Source organism: Blastococcus sp. SYSU DS0539, from assembly GCF_054050855.1.
This window is the reverse complement of record NZ_JBJHAF010000003.1, coordinates 73,018-93,619: the sequence shown is the minus strand read 5'-3', so window position 1 is coordinate 93,619 and position 20,602 is coordinate 73,018. Positions and strand designations below refer to the sequence as shown.

General features: G+C 76.2%; 24 protein-coding genes. 13 read left to right on the top strand and 11 right to left on the bottom strand.

What is annotated here, in order from left to right:
• Positions 1–5: 5 nt before the first annotated feature.
• Both ACI790_RS04790 and acs read right to left on the bottom strand, forming a co-directional pair.
• Positions 6–506, bottom strand: coding sequence for a phage holin family protein (locus tag ACI790_RS04790; RefSeq protein WP_456568649.1), 501 nt, complete (start codon positions 504–506; stop codon positions 6–8).
• Between the two features lie 163 nt (positions 507–669).
• A complete protein-coding gene (gene acs / locus ACI790_RS04785) occupies positions 670–2,619 on the bottom strand; it encodes an acetate--CoA ligase (RefSeq protein WP_456568648.1) in 1,950 nt (649 codons plus the stop codon).
• Between the two features lie 132 nt (positions 2,620–2,751).
• On the opposite strand from acs, the gene ACI790_RS04780 reads away from it, so the two are divergent.
• The 4 genes from ACI790_RS04780 (at position 2,752) to ACI790_RS04765 (ending at position 6,086) form a co-directional block, all read left to right on the top strand.
• Positions 2,752–3,462: a (2Fe-2S)-binding protein gene (locus ACI790_RS04780; RefSeq protein WP_456568647.1), complete on the top strand. Its 711-nt coding sequence runs from the start codon at positions 2,752–2,754 to the stop codon at positions 3,460–3,462.
• A 79-nt stretch (positions 3,463–3,541) separates the two neighbouring features.
• Positions 3,542–4,393 carry a 4,5-DOPA-extradiol-dioxygenase gene (gene ygiD, locus ACI790_RS04775; RefSeq protein ID WP_456568646.1) on the top strand — a complete coding sequence of 284 codons (852 nt, stop codon included), beginning with the start codon at positions 3,542–3,544 and terminating at the stop codon, positions 4,391–4,393.
• 171 nt (positions 4,394–4,564) lie between these two features.
• Positions 4,565–5,458, top strand: coding sequence for a hypothetical protein (locus ACI790_RS04770; RefSeq protein ID WP_456568645.1), 894 nt, complete (start codon positions 4,565–4,567; stop codon positions 5,456–5,458).
• Positions 5,436–6,086, top strand: coding sequence for a class F sortase (locus ACI790_RS04765; protein ID WP_456568644.1), 651 nt, complete (start codon positions 5,436–5,438; stop codon positions 6,084–6,086). The genes ACI790_RS04770 and ACI790_RS04765 overlap by 23 nt, the downstream gene beginning before the upstream one ends.
• A 15-nt stretch (positions 6,087–6,101) precedes the next feature.
• Here the strand turns inward: ACI790_RS04765 and cobA are convergent, their stop codons facing one another.
• Both cobA and cobC read right to left on the bottom strand, forming a co-directional pair.
• Positions 6,102–7,325: a uroporphyrinogen-III C-methyltransferase gene (gene cobA, locus ACI790_RS04760; RefSeq protein ID WP_456568643.1), complete on the bottom strand. Its 1,224-nt coding sequence runs from the start codon at positions 7,323–7,325 to the stop codon at positions 6,102–6,104.
• 11 nt (positions 7,326–7,336) lie between these two features.
• Positions 7,337–8,455: an Rv2231c family pyridoxal phosphate-dependent protein CobC gene (gene cobC, locus ACI790_RS04755; protein ID WP_456568642.1), complete on the bottom strand. Its 1,119-nt coding sequence runs from the start codon at positions 8,453–8,455 to the stop codon at positions 7,337–7,339.
• A 131-nt stretch (positions 8,456–8,586) separates the two neighbouring features.
• On the opposite strand from cobC, the gene ACI790_RS04750 reads away from it, so the two are divergent.
• Together ACI790_RS04750 and ACI790_RS04745 are read left to right on the top strand one after the other, a co-directional pair.
• Positions 8,587–9,648, top strand: a complete 1,062-nt coding sequence (locus ACI790_RS04750) for an AbrB family transcriptional regulator (protein ID WP_456568641.1) — start codon at positions 8,587–8,589, stop codon at positions 9,646–9,648.
• Positions 9,645–10,004: a hypothetical protein gene (locus tag ACI790_RS04745; protein WP_456568640.1), complete on the top strand. Its 360-nt coding sequence runs from the start codon at positions 9,645–9,647 to the stop codon at positions 10,002–10,004. Before ACI790_RS04750 ends, ACI790_RS04745 begins: the two co-directional genes overlap by 4 nt.
• A gap of 9 nt (positions 10,005–10,013) precedes the next feature.
• On the opposite strand, the gene ACI790_RS04740 is transcribed toward ACI790_RS04745, so the two are convergent.
• Complete coding sequence (locus ACI790_RS04740; RefSeq protein WP_456568639.1) at positions 10,014–10,544, bottom strand: type II toxin-antitoxin system PemK/MazF family toxin; 531 nt, start codon at positions 10,542–10,544, stop codon at positions 10,014–10,016.
• Between the two features lie 169 nt (positions 10,545–10,713).
• Here ACI790_RS04740 and ACI790_RS04735 point away from each other — a divergent pair, with 169 nt between their 5' ends.
• Positions 10,714–10,911: a hypothetical protein gene (locus ACI790_RS04735; protein WP_456568638.1), complete on the top strand. Its 198-nt coding sequence runs from the start codon at positions 10,714–10,716 to the stop codon at positions 10,909–10,911.
• 28 nt (positions 10,912–10,939) lie between these two features.
• Here the strand turns inward: ACI790_RS04735 and ACI790_RS04730 are convergent, their stop codons facing one another.
• Positions 10,940–11,365 (bottom strand): VOC family protein, encoded by a 426-nt coding sequence (locus tag ACI790_RS04730; protein ID WP_456568637.1) that lies wholly within the window; start codon positions 11,363–11,365, stop codon positions 10,940–10,942.
• A 39-nt stretch (positions 11,366–11,404) separates the two neighbouring features.
• Positions 11,405–12,028: an MSMEG_1061 family FMN-dependent PPOX-type flavoprotein gene (locus ACI790_RS04725; protein ID WP_456568636.1), complete on the bottom strand. Its 624-nt coding sequence runs from the start codon at positions 12,026–12,028 to the stop codon at positions 11,405–11,407.
• A 40-nt stretch (positions 12,029–12,068) separates the two neighbouring features.
• Between ACI790_RS04725 and ACI790_RS04720 the strand changes: the two genes are divergently transcribed.
• Positions 12,069–12,458: an acyl-CoA thioesterase gene (locus ACI790_RS04720; RefSeq protein WP_456568635.1), complete on the top strand. Its 390-nt coding sequence runs from the start codon at positions 12,069–12,071 to the stop codon at positions 12,456–12,458.
• Here ACI790_RS04720 and ACI790_RS04715 read toward each other — a convergent pair.
• From ACI790_RS04715 to ACI790_RS04700, 4 genes are all read right to left on the bottom strand, one after another.
• Positions 12,445–13,947, bottom strand: coding sequence for a cobyric acid synthase (locus ACI790_RS04715; protein WP_456568634.1), 1,503 nt, complete (start codon positions 13,945–13,947; stop codon positions 12,445–12,447). The two genes, ACI790_RS04720 and ACI790_RS04715, sit on opposite strands and share 14 nt — an antisense overlap.
• Positions 13,944–14,609 carry a lysophospholipid acyltransferase family protein gene (locus ACI790_RS04710; RefSeq protein WP_456568633.1) on the bottom strand — a complete coding sequence of 222 codons (666 nt, stop codon included), beginning with the start codon at positions 14,607–14,609 and terminating at the stop codon, positions 13,944–13,946. Before ACI790_RS04710 ends, ACI790_RS04715 begins: the two co-directional genes overlap by 4 nt.
• 135 nt (positions 14,610–14,744) lie before the next feature.
• Entirely contained in the window at positions 14,745–15,452 is a 708-nt protein-coding gene (locus ACI790_RS04705) for an ANTAR domain-containing protein (protein WP_456568632.1), read from the bottom strand.
• A gap of 298 nt (positions 15,453–15,750) precedes the next feature.
• Complete coding sequence (locus ACI790_RS04700) at positions 15,751–16,824, bottom strand: cobalamin biosynthesis protein (RefSeq protein ID WP_456568631.1); 1,074 nt, start codon at positions 16,822–16,824, stop codon at positions 15,751–15,753.
• Positions 16,825–16,892: 68 nt separating this feature from the next.
• Between ACI790_RS04700 and def the strand changes: the two genes are divergently transcribed.
• From def to ACI790_RS04675, 5 genes are all read left to right on the top strand, one after another.
• Positions 16,893–17,450, top strand: a complete 558-nt coding sequence (gene def, locus ACI790_RS04695; protein WP_456568630.1) for a peptide deformylase — start codon at positions 16,893–16,895, stop codon at positions 17,448–17,450.
• A gap of 94 nt (positions 17,451–17,544) precedes the next feature.
• Entirely contained in the window at positions 17,545–18,036 is a 492-nt protein-coding gene (locus ACI790_RS04690) for an FBP domain-containing protein (RefSeq protein ID WP_456568629.1), read from the top strand.
• Positions 18,037–18,108: 72 nt separating this feature from the next.
• Positions 18,109–19,287: a glucose-1-phosphate adenylyltransferase family protein gene (locus tag ACI790_RS04685; RefSeq protein WP_456568628.1), complete on the top strand. Its 1,179-nt coding sequence runs from the start codon at positions 18,109–18,111 to the stop codon at positions 19,285–19,287.
• A gap of 41 nt (positions 19,288–19,328) precedes the next feature.
• Positions 19,329–19,658: a tetratricopeptide repeat protein gene (locus ACI790_RS04680; RefSeq protein ID WP_456568627.1), complete on the top strand. Its 330-nt coding sequence runs from the start codon at positions 19,329–19,331 to the stop codon at positions 19,656–19,658.
• Positions 19,659–19,892: 234 nt separating this feature from the next.
• Positions 19,893–20,405 (top strand): FKBP-type peptidyl-prolyl cis-trans isomerase, encoded by a 513-nt coding sequence (locus ACI790_RS04675; RefSeq protein WP_456568626.1) that lies wholly within the window; start codon positions 19,893–19,895, stop codon positions 20,403–20,405.
• Positions 20,406–20,602: the final 197 nt, after the last annotated feature.

Below are 20,602 nucleotides of genomic sequence, written 5' to 3'. Positions count from 1 at the left end.
CGGCCTCAGACCCGGTAGGGCTCGTTGCTGCGCAGCTCCACCTTGCCGCCGCTGACCACCGGGACCTCCCGGTGCCGGGCCCCCGGGGCCTCGCGGTGCATCACCTCGGGCAGCTCGCGCAGCGACTCCATCGTCCGCTCGGGCTTCTCGATCTTCTTGATCATCTTCTTCCCGACGAGCGCCGCGACGCCGGCCAGCGCGATCAGCAGGAGGAAGACGATGGCGTAGGAGATCCACCGGGCGAGGCCGAGCCAGGTGAGGAACTCGGCCAGCGCGATGAAGAAGAAGATGCCGGCGAAGGCGGCGAACACGCCGGCCGCGGCGAAGGAGGCGGCGCCGATGCCGCCCTTCTTCGCCGAGGCGCCGATCTCCGCCTTGGCCAGCTCGATCTCGTTGCGCACCAGCGTCGAGACGTCGGCCATCGCGCTCTGCACGAGCGTGCCGATGGAGGGCTCGACGGCCGGGCTGGCCCCGTCCGTGCGGGTCGACGACACACTGTGGGCCACGGGTGGCTCCTCCTTCGGTGGAACTGCTGGTCGGGACGATCGTGCCCCATGACCACCGTGTCCGCGTCCCGGTGACCCGGCAAGGGGCTGAGCGGGAGCGCGGGAGGCCCTGCCCACGGCGCGCCGGGGCGGGACGTGGGCAGGGCCTCCGCTGCCCGCGAGGTCAGTCCTCGGCGGGTGCGGCGGGCAGCTTGTCCTTGATCATGTTCATCACCGAGGAGTCGGTGAGCGTGGTGACGTCGCCCAGCTCGCGGTTCTCGGCGATGTCGCGCAGCAGCCGGCGCATGATCTTCCCGGACCGGGTCTTGGGCAGCTCCTGCACCACCATGATCTGGCGCGGCTTGGCGATCGGGCCGATGTCGCGGGCCACGTGGGTCCGCAGCGTCTGCACCAGCTCGTCGCCGGAGTCCGTGCCGCTCTCGCGCAGGATCACGAACGCGACGATGCCCTGACCGGTGGTCGGGTCGCTGGCGCCGACGACCGCGGCCTCCGCGACCGCGGGGTGCCCGACCAGGGAGGACTCGACCTCGGTGGTGGAGATGCGGTGGCCGGACACGTTCATGACGTCGTCGACCCGGCCCAGCAGCCAGATGTTGCCCTCGGCGTCCTTCTTCGCGCCGTCGCCGGCGAAGTAGACGTCGTTCCCGAAGCGGGACCAGTAGGTGTCGACGTAGCGGTCGTCGTCGCCCCAGATGGTGCGCAGCATCGCCGGCCAGGGCTCGGTGAGCACGAGGAGCCCGGTGGAGTCGTCGGTGAGCTCGTTGCCCTCGTCGTCGACGACCTTGGCGGAGATGCCCGGGAAGGGGTGCTGCGCCGAACCGGGGGTCAGGTTCGTGACGCCGGGCAGCGGGGTGAGCATGTGCGCCCCGGTCTCGGTCTGCCACCAGGTGTCCATGATCGGGCAGCGGCCGCCGCCGATGTGCTCGTGGTACCAGAGCCAGGCCTCGGGGTTGATCGGCTCGCCGACCGAGCCGAGCAGCCGCAGCGAGGAGAGGTCGAAGCCGGCGGGGACGTCCTCGCCCCACTTCATGAACGTGCGGATGACCGTGGGCGCGGTGTACAGGATCGTGACGCCGTACTTCTGGATCAGCTCGAACCAGCGGCCGCGGTGCGGGGTCTCCGGGGTGCCCTCGTACATGACGCTCGTGGCCCGGTTGGCCAGCGGGCCGTAGACGATGTAGCTGTGGCCGGTGACCCAGCCGACGTCGGCCGCGGTCCAGAAGACGTCGGTGTCGGGCTTGAGGTCGAAGGTCGCCCAGTGGGTGTAGGCGACCTGGGTGAGGTAGCCGCCGCTGGTGTGCAGGATGCCCTTCGGCTTCGCCGTCGTGCCCGAGGTGTACATGATGTAGAGCGGGTGCTCGGCGTCGAAGAACTCGCACTCGTGCTCGGTGGACTGCCGGCCCACGGCGTCGTGCCACCACAGGTCGCGGTCGTCGTTCCAGGCGACGTCCTGCTCGGTGCGCTTGACGACCAGCACGTGCCGCACGCTCTCGGTGCGGTCCACCGCCTCGTCGACGGCGGGCTTGAGCGCGCTCGGGGCCCCGCGGCGGTAGCCGCCGTCGGAGGTGATGACCACCTGGGCGCCGGCGTCGGTGATCCGGCTGGCCAGCGCGTCGGCCGAGAAGCCGCCGAAGACCACCATGTGTACCGCGCCGATGCGCGCGCAGGCGAGCATCGAGATGATCGCCTCGGGGATCATCGGCAGGTAGATGGCCACCCGGTCACCGGCCCCGACGCCGAGCTCGGTGAGCGCGTTGGCGGCCTTGCAGACCTCGTCCTTGAGCTGGGCGTAGGTGATCGTGCGGGTGTCGCCCGGCTCGCCCTCCCAGTGGTAGGCCACCTGCTCGCCGTGGCCGGCCTCGACGTGCCGGTCGACGCAGTTGTAGGCGACGTTGAGCCGGCCGCCGACGAACCACTTCGCGAACGGCGGGTTGCTCCAGTCGAGCACCTCGTCCCACTGCTGCGCCCAGCTCAGCCGCCCGGCGGCCGAGGCCCAGAACGCCAGCCGGTCGCGGGCGGCCTCGTCGTACACCTCGGGACCGACGTTGGCCTGCGCCGCCAGGGCCTCGGGCGGCGCGAAGGTCCGGCCGTCTGCCTGGGTCGTCTCGCTCATGGGGGTCCTCCCGGGTCCGGCGTCGCCTGGGTCCGCGACGGTGCAGCGTGGTCCAGGACACACCGTATGGCCGTAGCGCTCGGTCGTCTGCCCCACGCGACGTGCGGAGCGACGACCGGCCACACTGGCCCGGTGAGCGGTCCGCAGGCGGAGGTGGCGGCGCGCATCCCCGGTGCCGCCGCGCTCGGCCTGGTACCGCCGCCCGGTGCCGTGCCGGTACCGGTGACGCAGCTCGCGGACCCCCGCCGGCTGGCCGAGCTGCTGGCCGCCCGGGCCGCCCGCCAGCGGGCCGGGGACCTCCGGGTGCACGCGACGGTGTGGTGGTACTCGGCGTCGGCGGTGCTCCTGGTCCCGGTGCTGGCCGGCCTGGCCGTGGCGCGCCCGCTCTCGGCCCGGCCGGCCCACATGACCGCCTACCTGGGCCCCGGTGGGCTGCCGGTGGCGGCGGTGTCCGCGGTGCCGGGCGGGGACCCCGCGGCCGGCCTGCGGGAGTGCCTGACGGCGGTCGTCCCCGCGCTCGCCGAGGCGGGGCGGATGCGGCAGCGGCCGCTGTGGGCCGTCGCGACGGACTCGCTGGCCAACGGGCTGCTGGGCCTCGGCCGGACGCTGGGGGACGTCCCGGCGGTCACCGCGCTGGCCGGTCCACTGGCCGCGGCCGTCGGGTTCCCGCTGCCGGTGCCCCGCTACGTCGACGTCGCCGGCGCGCGGTTCACCGCCCGGGTGTCCTGCTGCCTGATGGACCGGCTGCCGTCCGGGCCGACCTGCCTGTCCTGCCCGCGCCGGCCGGCGGCGGAGCGCCGGGTGCTGCTGGAGGACGCCGCGACCCGGGTGCCGCGGGCCTGAGCGGTGCGCGGCTGCGGCGCGTGTCGCCGCGCGGCACCGCGCGGGAGATGATCGGCGGCGACGCAGAGGGAGGTCAGCGATGCCCGTCATGCCCGCCGCGTTCCTCGGCCACGGCAACCCGATGAACGCGCTGGAGAGCAACCGGTACACCGAGGCCTGGCGCGCCTTCGGCCGTGCGGTGCCCCGGCCCCGGGCGATCCTGGTCGTCTCCGCCCACTGGTACGTGCAGGCGACGGCGATCACCGCGATGCCCCGGCCGCGCACCATCCACGACTTCTTCGGCTTCCCGCGCGAGCTCTTCGACGTCCGCTACGAGCCGCCGGGGCTGCCGGGGCTGTACGAGGAGGTGGCCGACATCGTGCACCCCACCTGGGTGGGGGCCGACCTGGACAGCTGGGGCATCGACCACGGCGCCTGGTCGGTGCTCGCGCACGCCTTCCCGGACGCCGACATCCCGGTCGTGCAGCTGTCGATCAACGCGCTCAAGTCCTTCGACTACCACCTGCAGCTGGGCGCGGCGCTGGCCCCGCTGCGCGAGGACGGCGTGCTGGTGATCGGCAGCGGGAACGTGGTGCACAACCTCGGCGGGGTGAGCCGGGCGCTGCCCGACGCCGGGTTCGACTGGGCGCAGCGGTTCGACGAGGCGGCGAAGGAGTGCATGCTCACCGACCCGACCGACGCCGGCCGCCTCGACGGGCACCGCGACTTCGACCTCGCCGTCCCGACCCCGGACCACTTCCTGCCGCTGCTCTACGTCGCCGGCATCGCCGGGGCGACCGACGCCTCCGTCGACGTGCTCGTCGACGGCTACGCCTACGGCTCGCTGTCGATGACGGCGTACACCGTCGGCATGGACGCCCCGGAGCTGTCCGGGTCCGGGGTCGCCGCGAAGCTCCCCGACGGGCCGCCACCGGACGGCGCCAACATCTGAGCGGGGCGGTCACCCGGGCGAGAGATGGGTGTGTACGTCCGGTATCAGTGACCGACGGGTAACGGCTGGTGATGACACTCGGGTGGCGCCGAGGAGCGGCGTGACCGGTCCGTCCGGTCGTCGTTGCGCTGCGCAGTGATGCCACGCACGTCTCGTCGCCGGAGGTCCGCCATGTCGCCGCAGTTCCCCACCCGCTCCCCGAGGCCGCGCGGCCGCCGGGCGCTGGCCGTCTCCGGCATGGCCGCGGCGCTCGTCGTCGTCCCCGGCCTCGCGTGGGCCGACGAGGCCGCCCCGCCCGGTCCGCTGCCGCCGGTGACCGACCTGCTCGGCGGCCTGACCGGCGGTGCCGGCGGTGCCGGGGACGCCGGCGGGCTGCCGGGACTGCCCGGTGGGGACGCCGGTCCGCTGCCCGGGCTGCCCGGTGGGGACGCCGGTCCGCTCCCCGGTGGGGACGCCGGCGGCGACGGGGCGGCGGACCCCGGGGCGGGCCCGGAGGTCCCACTGGAGCTGCCCGCCGAGTTCGAGTCGGCGCTGCGGGAGCTGGCGGCGGCGCTGCACCTCCCGGAGGAGTGCGTGGACGGTGTCACGCAGAGCCTGGAGCTCCTCGCCGGCGGCCTGGCCGAGCTCCCCGCCGAGCTCGAGGCGCTGGTCGGGGAGCTGCAGGGCGCGCTCGAGGGGCTGGCCGCCGGCGGTCCGGACGGCCTGCTGGGGCTGGGCGAGCAGCTGCAGGAGGTCCTCGACCCGGCGACGCTCCAGGAGTCGTCGATCGTCGAGGGCCTGACGCTGCTGGCGGAGACGCTCCCCGGCTGCGTGCCCGCGCTCCCCGCGGAGCAGCCCCCCGCGGACACCCCCGAGCCGCACGTCCCGGCCGCACCGGCCCCGCCGGTGGCCGAGCCGGTGGCGCACCCCGTGGTCTACCCCGGCTACGCGCCGACGGGAGCCGGGGACGACGGTGCCGACGTGCTCCCGGTCGCGTTGGGGAGCGCGCTGCTGCTCGCGGCCGGCACCGGCGCCGGCGTGGCCGCGTACCGGAGGCAGTGGCGTGCGGCCGATCCGCAGCGCTGACCTGCGCACCGCCGGGGCCTTCCTCGTCGTCCTGGCGGCCGGCCTCGCGGTGCTCTGGGTCGTGACCGCCCGCCCGGGCCCGGCCGGTGCCGGCCCGGGCGCAGCCGGCCCCGCCCCCGCCGTCTCCGAGGTGGCGGCCGCAGGGCCGATCGTCCCCGCCGGGCTGGCGATCCCCGCGATCGGCGTGGACACCGTCGTGGAATCGCGCGGCACGGTGACCTACGAGAACCCCTTCACCGGGCAGACCGTCGCGGGCTACGGCGTGCCGGAGTCGATGGAGACGACGTCGTGGTGGTCCGACGGGCCGCCCCCCGGTTCCGGGCGCATGGCGGTCGTCCTCGGCCACCAGCAGGAGGACGGGCCGGGGGTGTTCGACCGGCTGCACGAGCTGCGTCCCGGCGACGAGGTGCTGCTGCGCGACGGCAGCGGCGCGGTGCTGCGGCTGGCGGTGCTGGGGGAGCCGCTGACCGGCCTGGACAAGTCGACCAGCGCGCTCGCCGACGCCCTCAACGGGCACCCCGAGGGGGCCGACGTCGCCCTGGTGACCTGTGGCGGCGAGTTCGACGACGCCGCGGGCACCAGCACCGACAACACCGTCGTCTTCGCGACCGTGGCCGCCGCCGGCTGACGGGGGAGCGGCTGGTCAGCCGTCGGTGCCCAGGCCGACCACCTCGCCGACGACCCAGACCGCCGGGGGACGGACGGCCTCCGTCGCGATGGTGCGGGGCAGCTCGGCCAGCGTGGTGCGCACCGTGCGCTGGGTGGCCGTGGAGCCGTCGCTGACCACCGCCACCGGCGTCCCGGGTGCCCGGCCGTGCTCGACCAGCGCCGCGGCGATCGCCGGGGCCGTGTCGACGCCCATGAGGACGACGAGCGTGCCGCGAAGCCGGCCCAGCGCCGCCCAGTCGACCAGCGACTGCGGGTGGCCGGGCGGCAGGTGGCCGGAGACGACGACGAACTCGTGGGTCAGCCCGCGGTGGGTGACCGGGATGCCGGCGAGGGCGGGCACCGCGACGGCGCTGGTGATGCCGGGGACGACCTCGACCGGGATGCCGGCCGCGGCGCAGGCCTGCAGCTCCTCGAAGCCGCGGCCGAAGACGAACGGGTCGCCGCCCTTGAGCCGGACCACCCGCCGGCCGGCGCGGGCGTGCTCGACGAGCAGCTGGTTGATCCGCTCCTGGGCCATCGACCGGCCGCGCGGCAGCTTCGAGGCGTCGATGACCTCCACCTCGGGCGGCAGCGAGGCGAGCAGCGACTGGGGGCCCAGGTGGTCGGCGACGACGACGTCGGCGTGCGCCAGCGCCTGCCGGCCGCGCACCGTGATCAGCCCGGGGTCGCCGGGGCCGCCGCCGACGAGGACCACGCTGCCGCCGGGGGCCGGGCGGGCCGCCCGGTCGCCGACGCTGCCGTCGGTCAGCCCGGCGACGATCGCGTCCCGGACGCCGATGGCCCGCTGCGGGTCGCCGCCGCCGTGCACGCCGATGACCAGGTCGCCCTGCCGCCCGATGGCCGGCGTCCAGACGCTGGACGCCGCGCGGTCGTCGGCCCGGGCGCAGAAGATGCGCGCCCGCTCGGCCTCCGCGGCCACGGCGGCGTTGACCGCGGGGTCGTCGGTCGCGGCGACGGCGTACCAGGCGCCGTCGAGGTCGCCGGGCCGGTAGGTCCGCCGGTGCCAGGTCGTGCCCCCGGCGGTGGCGAGCGACTCGAGCGCCGGCGTCACCTCCGGGCTGACCACGGTGACGCGGGCCCGAGCCTCGAGCAGGCCGGCGACCCGCCGGTGGGCCACCCGGCCGCCGCCCACGACCACGACCAGCCGGTCGCGCAGGCGCAGGCCGACCGGGTAGACCGTGCCCGACTCGGGGGGCACCGGGGTGGCGTTCAGCGGATCTCCTCGGGGATGCCGGGGGCGGTTCCCGGTGCGGATCCGGGCCCGTGCGTCCCCGCCAGGATCCCAGCGAGGGTTCCGGCGAACGCACGCGAGGTCCGCGGATCCCGCACCGCGACCCGGAGGTGGTCGGTCGTCAGGCCCGGGAAGGTGTCGCCGCGGCGCACCGCCCAGCCGGCGTCCCGCAGCGCGGCGCGCACCCCCGCGCCGTCCGGGAGGTGGAGCAGGACGAACGACGAGCGCGGCTCGCCGAGCACCGCCACGCCGGGCGGGAGGGCGGCCAGCAGCGCCGCCCGGTGCCCGGTCAGCGCGACGGCGGCCGCGTGCGCCTCGGCGCGGGCGGCCGGGGTGCTGCAGGCCACCAGTGCGGCGAGCGCGGGGGTGCTGACCGGCCACGGCGGCTGCTGGGCGGCCATCGCCGCGATCAGCTCGCGCGGGCCGAGGGCGTACCCCACCCGCAGCCCGGCCAGGCCCCACGTCTTGGTCAGGCTGCGCACGACGAGCAGCCCGGGCACGTCGGCCCGGCCGGCGAGCGACTCGGGCTCGCCGGGAACGGTGTCGGCGAACGCCTCGTCGACCAGCACCACCCGGCCCGGGCGGGCCAGCGCGGCCACCCGGGCGGCCGGGTGCAGCACCGACGTCGGATTCGTCGGGTTGCCGACGACGACGAGGTCGGCGTCCTCGGGGACGGCGGCGGGGTCGAGCCGGTAGCCGTCGGCGGGGGAGAGGAGCAGCCGGGTGACCGGGTGCCCGGCGGCCCGCAGCGCGGCCTCCGGCTCGGTGAAGGAGGGGTGGACGACGACGGCCTTCCGGGGCCGCAGCGCGCGGGCCAGCAGCACGAACGCCTCGGCGGCGCCCGCGGTGAGCAGCACCTCCGCCGGGTCGCGGCCGTGCGCCGCGGCGACGGCCGACCGGGCGGGGCCGGCATCGGGGTAGCCGGCGCTGCGGTCCAGCGCGTCGTGCAGCACGGTCCGCAACCACACCGGCGGCGTGCCGGCCCGCACGTTGACGGCGAGGTCGATCAGGCCGGGTGCCAGCTCGGCGTCCCCGTGGTGGCGCAGATCGGTCACGGCTCCTCTTCGCGGTCGTGGGGCGGACCGCCATGAGAGCACGGGCGTGTAACGGGAGTGTGGCGTGACCCGACCGACCGGACGGGGACCTCTGCCTCCTCGGCGGGGAAGCGACGAGGTGGGTGCACCCGGCAGAGTGATCGCCGGCGGACCGGCGGTGGAGCGGGGGACGGGTGCGGGACAGGTGGGGCGCGAGGCTGCTGGACGCGGCCGCCGTCGTCGCCGGCGCCGCGGGCCTGGCCCTGCTGCTGGATCTCGCCGGGCTGCCCTCGCCCGCGCTGTTCGGCGGGCTGGTGGCCGGCCTGGTCCGGGCGCTGGCCGTGCGGTCCCCGGCGCGCGTGCCGGGGACCGCCGCCACGGCCGGGCAGGCGGTCATCGGGGTGGCACTGGGTGCGCTCGTCGACCTCGGCACGCTGCGGGCGGTGGCCGCCAACTGGCTGCCGGTCCTGCTGGTCACCGTCGGCACCCTCCTGCTGAGCCTGCTGGCCGGGGCGGCGCTGCGGCTGCACCGCGGCATCAGCCCGGTGACCGGTGCGTTCGCGATGATCGCCGGCGGCGCCTCCGGGATCGTGGTGATGGCCCGCGACCTCGGCGCGGACGAGCGGATGGTCGCCGTCCTGCAGTACCTCCGGGTGCTGCTCATCGTGCTGCTGATGCCCGTCGTCGCCACGACCGCCTACGGCGCCACCGCGGGTGCCGGGCCGGCAACCGGCGCCGGTGGCCCCGGCTGGCCCGCCGGTCTGGCCTTCACGGTCGGCTGCTCGGTGGTCGGGCTGGTCGCGGGCCGGCTGCTGCGGGTGCCGGTCGCGGCGCTGCTGGGCCCGCTCGTCGTCGCCGCGGTCGCCGACCTGACCGGGCTCTCCCGCGGCGCCGAGGTGCCCGGCCTCGTCGAGAGCGCCGCCTTCCTGGTGATCGGGGTGCAGGTCGGCGTCAGCTTCACCCGGGACAGCCTCGGCGCGATCGGCCGCGCCCTGCCGCTCGCGCTGGCGATCATCCTGCTCCTGGTGCTCGCCTGCGCGGGCCTCGGCGGCCTGCTCGCCGCGGCCACCGGGGCGACCGCGCTCGACGGCTACCTCGCCACCACCCCGGGCGGCCTGTACGCGGTGCTGGCCACCGCACGCGGCTCCGGCGCCGACACCACGTTCGTCCTGTCGGTCCAGGTGCTGCGGTTGTTCGTCATGCTCTTCAGCGCGCCGCTGGTGGCCCGCTGGCTCCGGCGGTCGCCGTCCGGGTGACGCCCCGTCGGCACGGGTGCGCGGCCGGCCCTGACGAGCGGCCGGTCCGCGCCTACCCTCGTGGGTCGGCGCACGAGGGGGAGGAGACCCAGCTGTCCGAGCAGAAGCCAGCCGCTGCGGAGGCCGGCACCGACGACGCGGTGCTGCTGTTCGTCGGCGGCCCCCTCGACGGGCGGGTCGAGATCCGCGCGGCGCGGCACGGCGACCCGCTGCCGACGGTGACCCACGTCCACCTGCACGGTGGGCCCAAGGTCGTGCACCGCTACGACCTGGAGCCGCTCAGCGACGGGGTCGGCGTCTACAACCTGCGCCCGCAGGCGCGCCGGCCCGCCCGCGACGAGTCGGCCGCCGACTGACCGAGCGGGTCACCAGCCCTGCACGCGGCGCGCCTCGCCGACGACGCGCTCGAACCGGACGCGGTCCAGCGCCGCGCCCTCCCGGCGGACCATCGCCGGGTCCAGCACCAGCAGCCGGTCGAGCCGCACCTCGCTGGGGCGCCCGCGGGGGTCCCAGGCGCCCGTGCCCACGTCAATCCACCGCCGGCCGTGGCGCGCCTCCTCCTCGGCGTCCCGGTCGTGGTCCTGGCTGCTGAGCATCAACCCCAGCAACTCGTCGCCGCGCCGGCCGATGACCAGCACCGGGCGGTCCTTGCCCCGGCCGTCGTCCTCCTCGAACGGCACCCAGGCCCACACCACCTCCCCGGGGTCGGGGCGGTCGTCGTCGTGCGGCGCGTAGCTGACGTCGGGCGCCGGCCGGGCGGACGACGTCCCGCGCCCGGTGGCGCGGGCCCGGCGGGCCCGGGGGGCCCGGGCAGCCCGGGGAGCGCGGCGCAGCGTGCCCAGCACGCGGCCGACCGCGCGCACCACCGTCCGGACCGGTCGTGCCGCAGCTGCCATGCGCAGCACCGTACGGAGCGCCGCCGGACGGGCCGGAGCACGGCGAGGTCACGAGGTGTCACACGTGACACATCGGCACCAATCGGTGACGGTCGGGGTTGGCGGGGCCGGCAGGGGGGCACCATGGACGCGGGGCGCGTGCTGGCGGGCCCCGGAGAAGGGGGTCTCCATGACTTCGGCCGAGCCGGCCCGACCCGCCGTCCCGCGGGCACGCGAGGTGCAGGCGAGCGTCCTCGCGGCCTTCCAGCTGGTCGAGGATGCCCGCTACTTCGGCTCCAGCCGCAGACGCCGGCGGCTGCGCGTGCGCGCCCTCGCCGAGCGGGCGGTGGCCGACCGCAAGCTCGCCCGCGACCTGCGCGCCGGCTGAGACCGACCGTCGGGCCCCGTCCGGAGGCTCAGGCCAGGCAGAACTCGTTCCCCTCGGGATCGGCCAGCGTGACCCAGTCGAACGGCCCCTGCGACGCGCGCCACAGCTCGGTGGCGCCCAGGCCCAGCAGCCGGGTGAGTTCCGCCTCCCGCCGCTCGGGGCCCACGCGCACGTCCAGGTGCAGCCGGTTCTTCCCCGCCTTGGGCTCCGGCACCCGCTGGAAGAGCAGCCGGGGACGATCGGGATCCGGTGACCGGACCGCCGCCCCGACCCGCCACACCAGGGCGCCGCGGTGCCGGGTGGTCTCCTCCTCCGCCGCGGCCCCCGTCTCGACCATCCGGCGGATGAACGCCTCGTCCTGCGGTTCCACCTGCCACCCGAGGACCTCGGCCCACCAGTCGGCGAGCTCGTGGGGCGCGGAGCAGTCGATCGTGATCTGGACGTCGAACGCCATGGCCGGAGGCTAGGGCCAGGGGCCGACATCGGGGGCGGGTTACAGCTCCTCGGCCAGCCCCGCCCGGATCGTCGCGTCGTCGGGCAGGTCGTCCGCCAGCGCGCAGTGGTCCCGGAGCACCCGGCCGAAGGGGGTCAGCGCCTTCGGGTCGATCCGCTTCGCCGGGTCCCACAGGCCCGAGCGCATGACCGACTTCGGGCACTGGAAGTAAGCCCGCCGCACCTCGAGGACGAGCACCGACAGCGGGGCGCGGCCGAACTCGGTGAGGTCCACGGGCAGGTCGGCCGGGGCGACCAGCGTCGTCGTGCCGTACACGCGGAGGGTCTGCTCGACGCCGGGGACGAGGAACATCAGCGCGGCGCGCGGGTTCGCGGCCACGTTCCGCAGGCTGTCGACGCGGTTGTTGCCCGGCCGGTCGGGGAGCAGGAGCCGGCGCTCGTCGAGGACGTGCACGAAGCCCGGGTCGCCCCCGCGCGGTGAGACGTCGGGCCAGCCCTCGGCGTCCGCGGTGGCCAGCGTGGCGAAGGGGGAGTGCGCGATGAACTCCCGGCAGTGCGCGTCCAGGTGGTCGATCACCTTGTCCAGCACCAGACCGCCCGGCGTCCGGTAGCCGGCGAGCGCGGGTTCGTCGGCGGGGGGCGGAGGCGGGGGAGCGGCGGGCACGCGACGACCGTAGACGGTGCCCGGGCTAGCGTGGCGCCTCGTGCCGCAGGTGTGGAGCTCCCCCGTCCGATACGTCGAGTGCGACCAGCAGGGCGTCGTCTTCAACGCCCACTACCTGACGTGGGCCGACGAGGCCTCCAACGGGTGGTGGGCCGCGCAGGGGTTCGCCTGGGACGAGCTGGTCACCCGCGGGATCGACCCGGTGGTCAAGGCCAGCTCGCTGGAGTGGGCGTCGTCCGCCCGCTGGGGCGACACCGTCGCCGTGGACGCCGAGACGGAGAAGGTCGGCCGCACCAGCGCGACGGTGCGCTTCACCGTGCGCGTGGGCGAGCGGATCTGCTGCGTCGTCCGAACCACCTACGTCTCCGTGACCGACGGCCGCGCCACCCCCTGGCCGGACGACGTGCGAGCGCGGCTCACCGAGGGCTGAAGTCGGCCCCTGGCGGCAGCAGCGGCAGGCCGGCCGGCGGCCCCGACTCGATCAGCCGCCACAGGGCCTCGGTGTCGGCGTGCTCGGCGATCAGGTCGCCGAGCCGGTCCAGCCGGGCCTCGCGCACGGCCGCGAAGTCGGTGCCCGGAGCCGGCACGAACCGGCGGCCGGTGATGCGGGCGACCTCGGTGAGGAAGGCCCGGCGGAAGCCGTCGTTCTCCAGCGCGCCGTGCCAGGTCGTCCCGAAGACGGCGCCGGCGCGGGCGCCGTCGAGGAAGGGCACGGCGTCGCCGTCGACGGTCACCACGCCGTGGTGGATCTCGTAGCCCCGCACCGGCTCGCCCAGCGCGGAGCCCACCGGGCGGGCGAGGGTCTTCTCCGGGGCGAAGCGGACCTCGGCCGGCAGCAGCCCCAGCCCGGGCACGGTGCCCGCCCGCGACTCCACCTCGTCGGTGATCGTCCGGGCCAGCATCTGGTGCCCTCCGCAGATGCCGAGCACCGGCGTTCCGTCCGCGGCCCGGCGCAGCACGGCGTCGGCCAGGCCGGTGCTGCGCAGCCACGCCAGGTCGGCCACCGTCGCGCGGGTGCCGGGGAGCACGACCAGGTCGGCGTCGGCGAGCTCCTCGGGGCGGGTGGCGTACCGCACCAGCACCCCGGGCTCGGCGGCCAGCGCGTCGAGGTCGGTCACGTTCGACAGCCGGGGGAGCCGGGCGACCGAGATCCGCAGGACGTCGTCCCCGACCGGAGGGGCCCCCGACGACGCCGGCGGCGCGCTCAGCGAGTCCTCGACGTCCAGCTCCAGGCCGCCGAGCCAGGGGAGCACCCCGAGGGCCGGCCGGCCGGTGAGCGCGGCCAGCTGGTCCAGCCCGGGGCGCAGCAGCCGCACGTCACCGCGGAACTTGTTGACCAGGAAGCCGGCGACCAGCCGCTGGTCGGCCGGCGGCATGAGCGCCACCGTGCCGTGCAGGGCGGCGAAGACCCCGCCCCGGTCGATGTCCCCGACGACCACCACCGGGAGCTCCGCCGCGGTGGCCAGGCCCATGTTGGCGATGTCGTCGGCCCGCAGGTTGATCTCGGTGGGGGAGCCCGCGCCCTCGCAGACGACGACGTCGAACCGCGACCGCAGGTCCGCCAGCGACTCGAGCACCTGCTCCAGCAGCGCCGCCTTCATCGGCCGGTAGGACAGCGCGGTCACGTCGGCGACGGCGCGACCGAGCACCACCACCTGGCTGGAGTTCTCGCCGCCCGGCTTGAGCAGCACCGGGTTCATGGCCGCCTCCGGCGGCACCCCCGCCGCGGCCGCCTGCATCACCTGCGCCCGGCCGATCTCGGCGCCGTCCGGGGTGACCACGGAGTTGTTGCTCATGTTCTGCGCCTTGAACGGCGCCACCGACACGCCCTGGCGCGCCAGCCACCGGCAGATGCCGGCGGTGACGACGGACTTCCCGGCGTCCGAGGTGGTGCCGGCGACGAGGAGCGCGCCGCTCACGCGGCGTCGCGGGGGAGGTCCCAGCCGGCCGTCTCCTGACCGGACAGCTCCGCGATCGCCACCATGATCCGATCGGTCACCTCGCGGCGGGCCCGGTTGCGGTTGGCCTGCCCCGCCAGCTCGGGGAAGGTCAGCGGCTCGCCGAAGGTGATGGCGATGCGGTGCGGCCGCGGCCAGCGGGCGCCCACCGGCTGCACCTTGTCGGTGCCGTGCACCGCCACCGGGACGACGGGGCAGTCGGCGGTCAGCGCGAGCCAGGCGACCCCGGTCTTGCCGCGGGCCAGCCGGCCGTCCTTGGAGCGGGTGCCCTCCGGGTAGAGGCCGAAGGCGGTGCCGCCCCGCAGGATCCCCAGGGCGGTGTCCAGCGCCGCCTGCGCGGCCCGGTGGGTCTCCCGTTCGACCGGGTACGCGCCCAGCGCGGTGAACAGCGTGCGGGTGAGCCACCCGCTGACCCCCCGGCCGGTGAAGTACTCGGCCTTCGCCAGGTAGGCGACCCGGCGCGGGGCGGCCAGCGGGATGACGATGCTGTCGATGAAGGACAAGTGGTTGCTGGCGAGGATCACCGGGCGGTCGAGCGGCACGTTCTCGCGGCCGGTGATCTGCGGCCGGCACAGGAGGAAGAGCAGCGGTCGCAGCACGAACGTGGCCAGGACGTAGAACATCGGGGCTCCCTCCTCGGCGGCTCCGGTAGCCGCGACCCCGGACACCACGGGTTGCCGGCGATCCTGCCGGAACCCACCCGGCGACGGGGCGGCGGCTCCGGCGGCGGGCCCCGGCGGGCGTGCGCCCGTCGGCGGTTACGCCGGCGGGCAGGCGTCGCGGAGGATGGCGCGCACGTCCTCGGGCAGCCCGCCGTGCCGCGCCGCCGAGCCGGTGAGCACCTCGGCGACCTCGCGCACCTTGCGGTGGGTGTGGCTGGAGATGTGGGCCAGCAGGTCGAACGCGACCTGCTCCGTGCAGCCGGTGAGCACCATGAGGACGCCCTTGGCCTGCTCGATCACCGCCCGGCTGGCCATGGCCGTCCGCAGCTGGGCGATCTCCGCCCGCAGTTCGTCGGCCCCCTCCGGCGCGCGCACCGGCGGACGGCAGTCGGTGATGTCGACGCAGATCCCCTCGACCGCGCGCACGTCTCCGGTGTCGTCGCGGGCCGGCTCGCCCAGCAGCACCACCGAGCGCTGGGCCCGTGCCGGGTGGACGACCCGGGTCTCGAGCACGAACGGGCGCCCCGCCCCGCAGGCGGTGAGGGCGGCGAGGAACCGGCTGCCGTCGTCGGGGTGCTGCACGCTCAACAGCGCCGCGGTGCCGGGTTCGGTCACGGTGGCGTCGAGACCGAGGACCTCGTGCATCTCCGGCGACCACCACCAGCTCCCGGTGCGCCGGTCGAAGCGGTAGCGACCCGCCGCGGCGGACGGGGCGGCGGGGGGCCGGGTGACGGTGCGGGCGGACCCGGAGCCCCGGCCGGAGGAGGCCGCCGAGCGGGTGCCGGGCGGTGCGGGTGTCGACATCTGTCGGCCTCCTCGGTGGAGGGCGTGCCGGTGTCCCGGCAGGCTCCGCGCGCCGGCTGCTCGACCCCGCGGTGCTCCGGCCCCGCGGGGGCGGCCCGTCCGATGCCGCGACGGTATGCCGCCACCGGGGTGGTCGCAGCAGCACGCGGGCTCACCGGGACCGGGGCCGGTGAGCCCGCGTGCCGTTGCCCGGGGTGTCGCGACGCGGCGGAGCCGGGCCCCGACGCTCAGACGACGGTGAGCGCGCCATGGAGACAGGTGGCGTCGCGGTGACGGTGTTGGTGCTGCTCGGGCTGGGCTACCTGTCGGTGGCCACGGTCCTGGTCAGGCTGCGGGGTGGCAGCGGACCGGCCGACCCGCCGGCCAGCCACCCGCGGGTGGATCCGGCCGGCTTCCCGGTGGTCCCGCAGCCCCGCGGCGTGGTGCACAAGCGCGGACGGCGCGCCAGGACCGCCGCGATCGCCGCCGCCGTCCACACCGCGCGGGAGAGCGCGACCGCCCGGGGGATGTCGCCGGGAGCCGGGGCCCGGCCGTGCCCCAGTGCCGGCCGGTCCTCCACCCGGCTGCCGTAGACGTTGCGGCCGCCCAGTCGGAGGTCGAGCGCGCCGGCCAGCGACGCCTCGCACCGCCCCGAGTTGGGGCTGGGGTGGGCGGCGCCGTCCCGGCGCCACACCCGCCACGCCCCGCCGGCGGAGCCGCCGACCAGCGGCGCGCAGGCCACGGTGAGGGCTGCGGTCAGCCGGGCGGGCACCCAGTTGGCGACGTCGTCGGCGCGGGCCGCCGCCCAGCCGAAGCGCCGGTACCGGGCGGAGCGGTGGCCCACCATCGCGTCCAGCGTGTTGACCGCCCGGTACCCGAGGAGGCCGGGCAGCCCGGCCACGGCACCCCAGAACAGCGGGGCGACGGCGGCGTCGGAGGTGTTCTCCGCGACCGACTCCACCGTCGCGCGGGCCAGGCCGGGCTCGTGCAGGGCGCTCGGGTCGCGCCCGGCCAGGCTCGGCAGCGTGGCCCGGGCCGCCGCGAGGTCGCCGGCGGCCAGGGCGCCGTGCATCCGGCCGGCCGCCCGGCCCAGCGACGTCCCGCCCAGCACCGCCCAGGTCGCCGCCGCGGTGACCGCCGTGCGCAGGACCGGACGGCGCCGGGTGGCGCGGTCGGCCGCGACGCCGAGGGCGGTCGTGCCGGTGACCAGCACGGCCCAGTGGGCGGCCCCCGCGGCACGCGAGTCGCGCCAGGTCCGCCGCTCCAGCGCGGCGGCGAGCGTGCCGAACCCGGCGACGGGGTGGCCCCGGCGGGGATCGGCCAGGGCGAGGTCGGCGAGCGCGCCCAGGGCGAGGCCCAGGGTCGTCGCGGGATCGGGGGCGGGGCGGGGCACCGCGTCATGCTGCCAAGTGCGCCGGGGCCGTCCGCCGGCCGGGACGCCCGTCCCTAGGATCGATCGGCATGCGCCTGTTCGGCCGTTACGACGGCGTCGCCCGGCCGATCGTCACCTACGGCAGCAACCCGGTCCTGCACCGCCGGTGCGCCGAGGTGACCGCCTTCGACGACGCGCTGCGCCGGCTGGTGCTCGACATGTTCGCCAGCATGGAAGCCGCCGACGGGGTGGGGCTGGCCGCCAACCAGATCGGGGTGGACGCCCGGGTCTTCGTCATCGACTGCCCGGACGCCGACGGCGAGGACGTCGTCGGCTACGTCGTGAACCCGCTGCTCACCCTGCTGCCGCCGGTCGGGGAGGAGCCCGCGGAGGAGGTCACCGAGGAGGGCTGCCTGTCGGTGCCCGGCCCGTACGCCGTGCTCCCGCGCAGTTTCCGGGCCCGGGTGGACGGCGTCGACCTGCACGGTGACCCGGTGACCATCGAGGCGACCGGGATGGCCGCCCGCTGCCTCCAGCACGAGGTCGACCACCTCGACGGCACCGTCTACGTCGACCTGCTGCCCGAGGAGCACCGCGAGCGGCTGCTCGCCGAGGCCGCCGGACCGGGCGGCGAGCTGCCCGCCTGATGAGGGCGGCGCCCGGAAAACCGGGTGAGCGGGGCGGGCCGATCACCGATGATCGTCGCCGGCCGCATGCACCACCCCAGGAAGAGGCACTCCGGTGAGACCCCTGTCCGAGACCCAGGTCCGGCGTTCGTTCATCAACTGTTCCCGCGGCGAGGCCACGGTCCTCACGCTGCCCGAGGAGTTCGGCTCGCTGGAGTGGGCGGAGCAGGAGGTGCTCGGCTGGCGTGACCCGAAGGCGCCCCTGCGCGGCTACCTGGTCACCGAGGTCGACGGCGAGACCGTCGGCATCGCGGTGCGGGCCGCCGACACGAGCATGTCCAGCCGGACGGCGGCGATGTGCCTGCTCTGCCAGACGGCGCGGTCCGGCGACGGCGTCTCGCTGTTCACCGCCCGCCGCAGCGGCGCGGCCGGGCGCAACGGCAACACGGTGGGCACCTACATCTGCGCCGATCTGCGGTGCTCCGAGCGGGTGCGGACGGAGATCCCGCCGTGGCTGCAGCAGCGGGATCCCGCGGAGGTGGTCGCCGAGCGGGCGCGGGAGCTCCAGGACCGGGTCCGGGGCTTCGTCGCCTCCGTCCGGCGCTGACCCGGCCGGGCGCCTTCCGTCCGGTCCGCACGGCGTGGGTGTGCCGGCCCGCGGCGGGGTAGCGAGGGGGGCATGGCGCTCCCGCGGATCCTCGTCCTCGTCCTCGCCGGTGGCGCCGGAGGCCGCCTCGAACTGCTCACCGAGCAGCGGGCGAAGCCGGCCGTCCCGTTCGCCGGGGTCTACCGGCTCATCGACTTCCCGCTGAGCAACTGCCAGAACTCCCAGATCGCCGACGTGTGGGTGTCCATCCAGTTCCACCCCACCTCGCTGCACGACCACCTGTCCAACGGCCGGCCCTGGGACCTCGACCGGACGGCCGGCGGGCTGCTGACCCTGCCCCCGTACAAGGGCACCGAGCGCGGCGGCTGGAACACCGGCACCGCCGACTCGCTGTGGCGGCACGCCGAGCTCATCCGCGCCTTCGGCGCCGACGCGCTCGTCGTCGTCAGCGCCGACGCCGTCTACAAGCTCGACTACCGGGAGGTCGTCGAGGCGCACCTGGGCTCCGGCGCCGAGGTCACGATGGTCACCACCGAGGTCGCGCCCGACGACGCCTCCCGCTACGGCATCGTCGAGGTGGGCGACGGCGGCACGGTCAGCGGGTACGCCTACAAGCCGGACGAGCCGGCGACGACGACCGCCACCAACGAGGTCTTCGTGTTCTCCCCGACCCCCACGCTCGACCGGCTCGAGGCGCTCAACGCGGACGTCGGGGAGCAGGGCCTGGAGGACCTGGGCTCGCACCTGCTGCCGGCCCAGACGGCCGAGGGGCTGGCCCGCGCCTACCCGCTGCAGGGCTACTGGCGCGACGTCGGCACCATCCCGGCCTACTGGGAGGCGCACCGCGAGTTCATCGCCGAGGAGCCGCCGCTGGACCTCGACGCGCCGCGGTGGCCGGTGCGCACCCGCGGCGGCCGGCACAGCGCCGCCCGCGTGCTCGGCGGGGCCGTCGTCGAGGACAGCCTGATCTCCGGTGGCACCCGAGTCGGCGGTGAGGTGCGCGGCTCCGTCGTCTCGCCGGGGGTGGTGATCGAGCGGGGGGCGACCGTCGTCGACTCGGTGCTGCTGCCCGGCGTCCGGGTGCGCGCGGGCGCGACCGTGACCCGGGCGGTGCTCGACGACGGCGTCGACATCGGCAGCGGGGCGTCGGTCGGCGGCGACGGCGACATCACCCTGGTCGGCCGTGCGGCGCGGGTGGCCGACGGCACCGAGCTGGCCGCGGGCGCCCGGTTCCCGGAACCGGAGGAGTGAGCGCGGGGAAGCGGCCGGGTGCCGGGCGCGTTGGCCGGGGCATGTCCCAGCCGAACGAGTTCGACCTGCACTCGGAGTTCCTCCGGGCGGACCTCTGCCTGAACATGGGTCAGCCCACCGAGGCCGCGCGCCTCCTGCAGCCGGTCGTCGACGCCGAGCCGCGCAACGAGGCGGCCCTGGAGCTGCTGGCCCGCGCCTACTACGGCTCGGCGCAGCTGGGCCCGGCCGAGGAGTCCCTGACCCGGCTGGTCGACCTGGCGCCGAGCAACGGCTGGGCCCGCCGGGCCCTGGCCCGCACGCTCGAGCGGCAGAGCCGGGCGGCCGAGGCCGTCGTCCACCACCGGATGGCCGACGCCCTCGGCGCCGCCTGACCGGCGGCCCAGCGCACCGGACCCACCGGCCACCACGACCTTCACCCGACGGGCCGGGCGGACGGGGACGGCGAACCGGTGCGCGGCATGCGGTGATCATGCCGGGCCAGGGGGCATCCGGCGGTTCTGGGACGATGGGCCGGACGGGGCCGTGACGCCCCCTCCGCAGTCGCCCGGGCCGCGCTGCCCGCCGTCCCGACCCCGATCCGAGCACGCGCTCGTCCAGGAGTTCCCATGACCCGCCGCACCGTTCCCGGGGCGCTGCTCGCCCTGCTCCTCTCCGTCGTCCTGACCGCCTGCGGCGGCGAGGACGGAGCGGAGTCGTCCGGCGGGTCGACGGCGGCCGTGGCGGAGGAGGTCTCCACCGACCTCTCGGTCGCCCCCGAGGTGCCGGCGTCCGACGCCGAGCCGCCGACGGAGCTCGTCGTCGAGGACGTCGTCGTCGGGGACGGCGCCGAGGCCGTCGAGGGCACCACCGTCGCGGTGAAGTACGTCGGTGCGTTCTACGAGACCGGCGAGGAGTTCGACTCGTCCTGGAGCCGCGGGGCCGACGAGACGCTGCCGGTCACCCTCGGCGCGGGCCAGGTCATCGCCGGCTTCGAGCAGGGCATCACCGGCATGCAGGTCGGCGGACGCCGGGTGGTCACCATCCCCAGCGACCTCGGCTACGGCGACCAGCCCCGCGGGCCCATCCCGGCCGGCTCGACGCTGGTCTTCGTCATCGACCTGGTGGAGGTCAGCGGCTGATCGGCTTACGGTGCGCGCCGGCGTGCCCGCAGTGACGGCACGCCGCGTCACGCCGGGCTGACGCGCCGTCGCCGCGTCGGTCTGGAGAGCCGTGGGCACGTGCCCTCCATGAGCATTCTCGGAAAGCTGATGGGCACGGCGCAGAGCGCGACCCGGGGTGCGGCCCGGGGTGGACGGGGCGCCGCACGGCCGGGGCG

Bases quoted from the DNA above. Each gene is read 5' to 3' on its own strand.
- acs (WP_456568648.1), bottom strand. From the start codon at position 2,619: ATGAGCGAGACGACCCAGGCAGACGGCCGGACCTTCGCGCCGCCCGAG.
- ygiD (WP_456568646.1), top strand. From the start codon at position 3,542: ATGCCCGTCATGCCCGCCGCGTTCCTCGGCCACGGCAACCCGATGAAC.
- ACI790_RS04770 (WP_456568645.1), top strand. From the start codon at position 4,565: ATGTCGCCGCAGTTCCCCACCCGCTCCCCGAGGCCGCGCGGCCGCCGG.
- ACI790_RS04740 (WP_456568639.1), bottom strand. From the start codon at position 10,544: ATGGCAGCTGCGGCACGACCGGTCCGGACGGTGGTGCGCGCGGTCGGC.
- ACI790_RS04735 (WP_456568638.1), top strand. From the start codon at position 10,714: ATGACTTCGGCCGAGCCGGCCCGACCCGCCGTCCCGCGGGCACGCGAG.
- ACI790_RS04730 (WP_456568637.1), bottom strand. From the start codon at position 11,365: ATGGCGTTCGACGTCCAGATCACGATCGACTGCTCCGCGCCCCACGAG.
- ACI790_RS04710 (WP_456568633.1), bottom strand. From the start codon at position 14,609: ATGTTCTACGTCCTGGCCACGTTCGTGCTGCGACCGCTGCTCTTCCTC.
- ACI790_RS04705 (WP_456568632.1), bottom strand. From the start codon at position 15,452: ATGTCGACACCCGCACCGCCCGGCACCCGCTCGGCGGCCTCCTCCGGC.
- def (WP_456568630.1), top strand. From the start codon at position 16,893: ATGCGCCTGTTCGGCCGTTACGACGGCGTCGCCCGGCCGATCGTCACC.
- ACI790_RS04685 (WP_456568628.1), top strand. From the start codon at position 18,109: ATGGCGCTCCCGCGGATCCTCGTCCTCGTCCTCGCCGGTGGCGCCGGA.
- ACI790_RS04680 (WP_456568627.1), top strand. From the start codon at position 19,329: ATGTCCCAGCCGAACGAGTTCGACCTGCACTCGGAGTTCCTCCGGGCG.
- ACI790_RS04675 (WP_456568626.1), top strand. From the start codon at position 19,893: ATGACCCGCCGCACCGTTCCCGGGGCGCTGCTCGCCCTGCTCCTCTCC.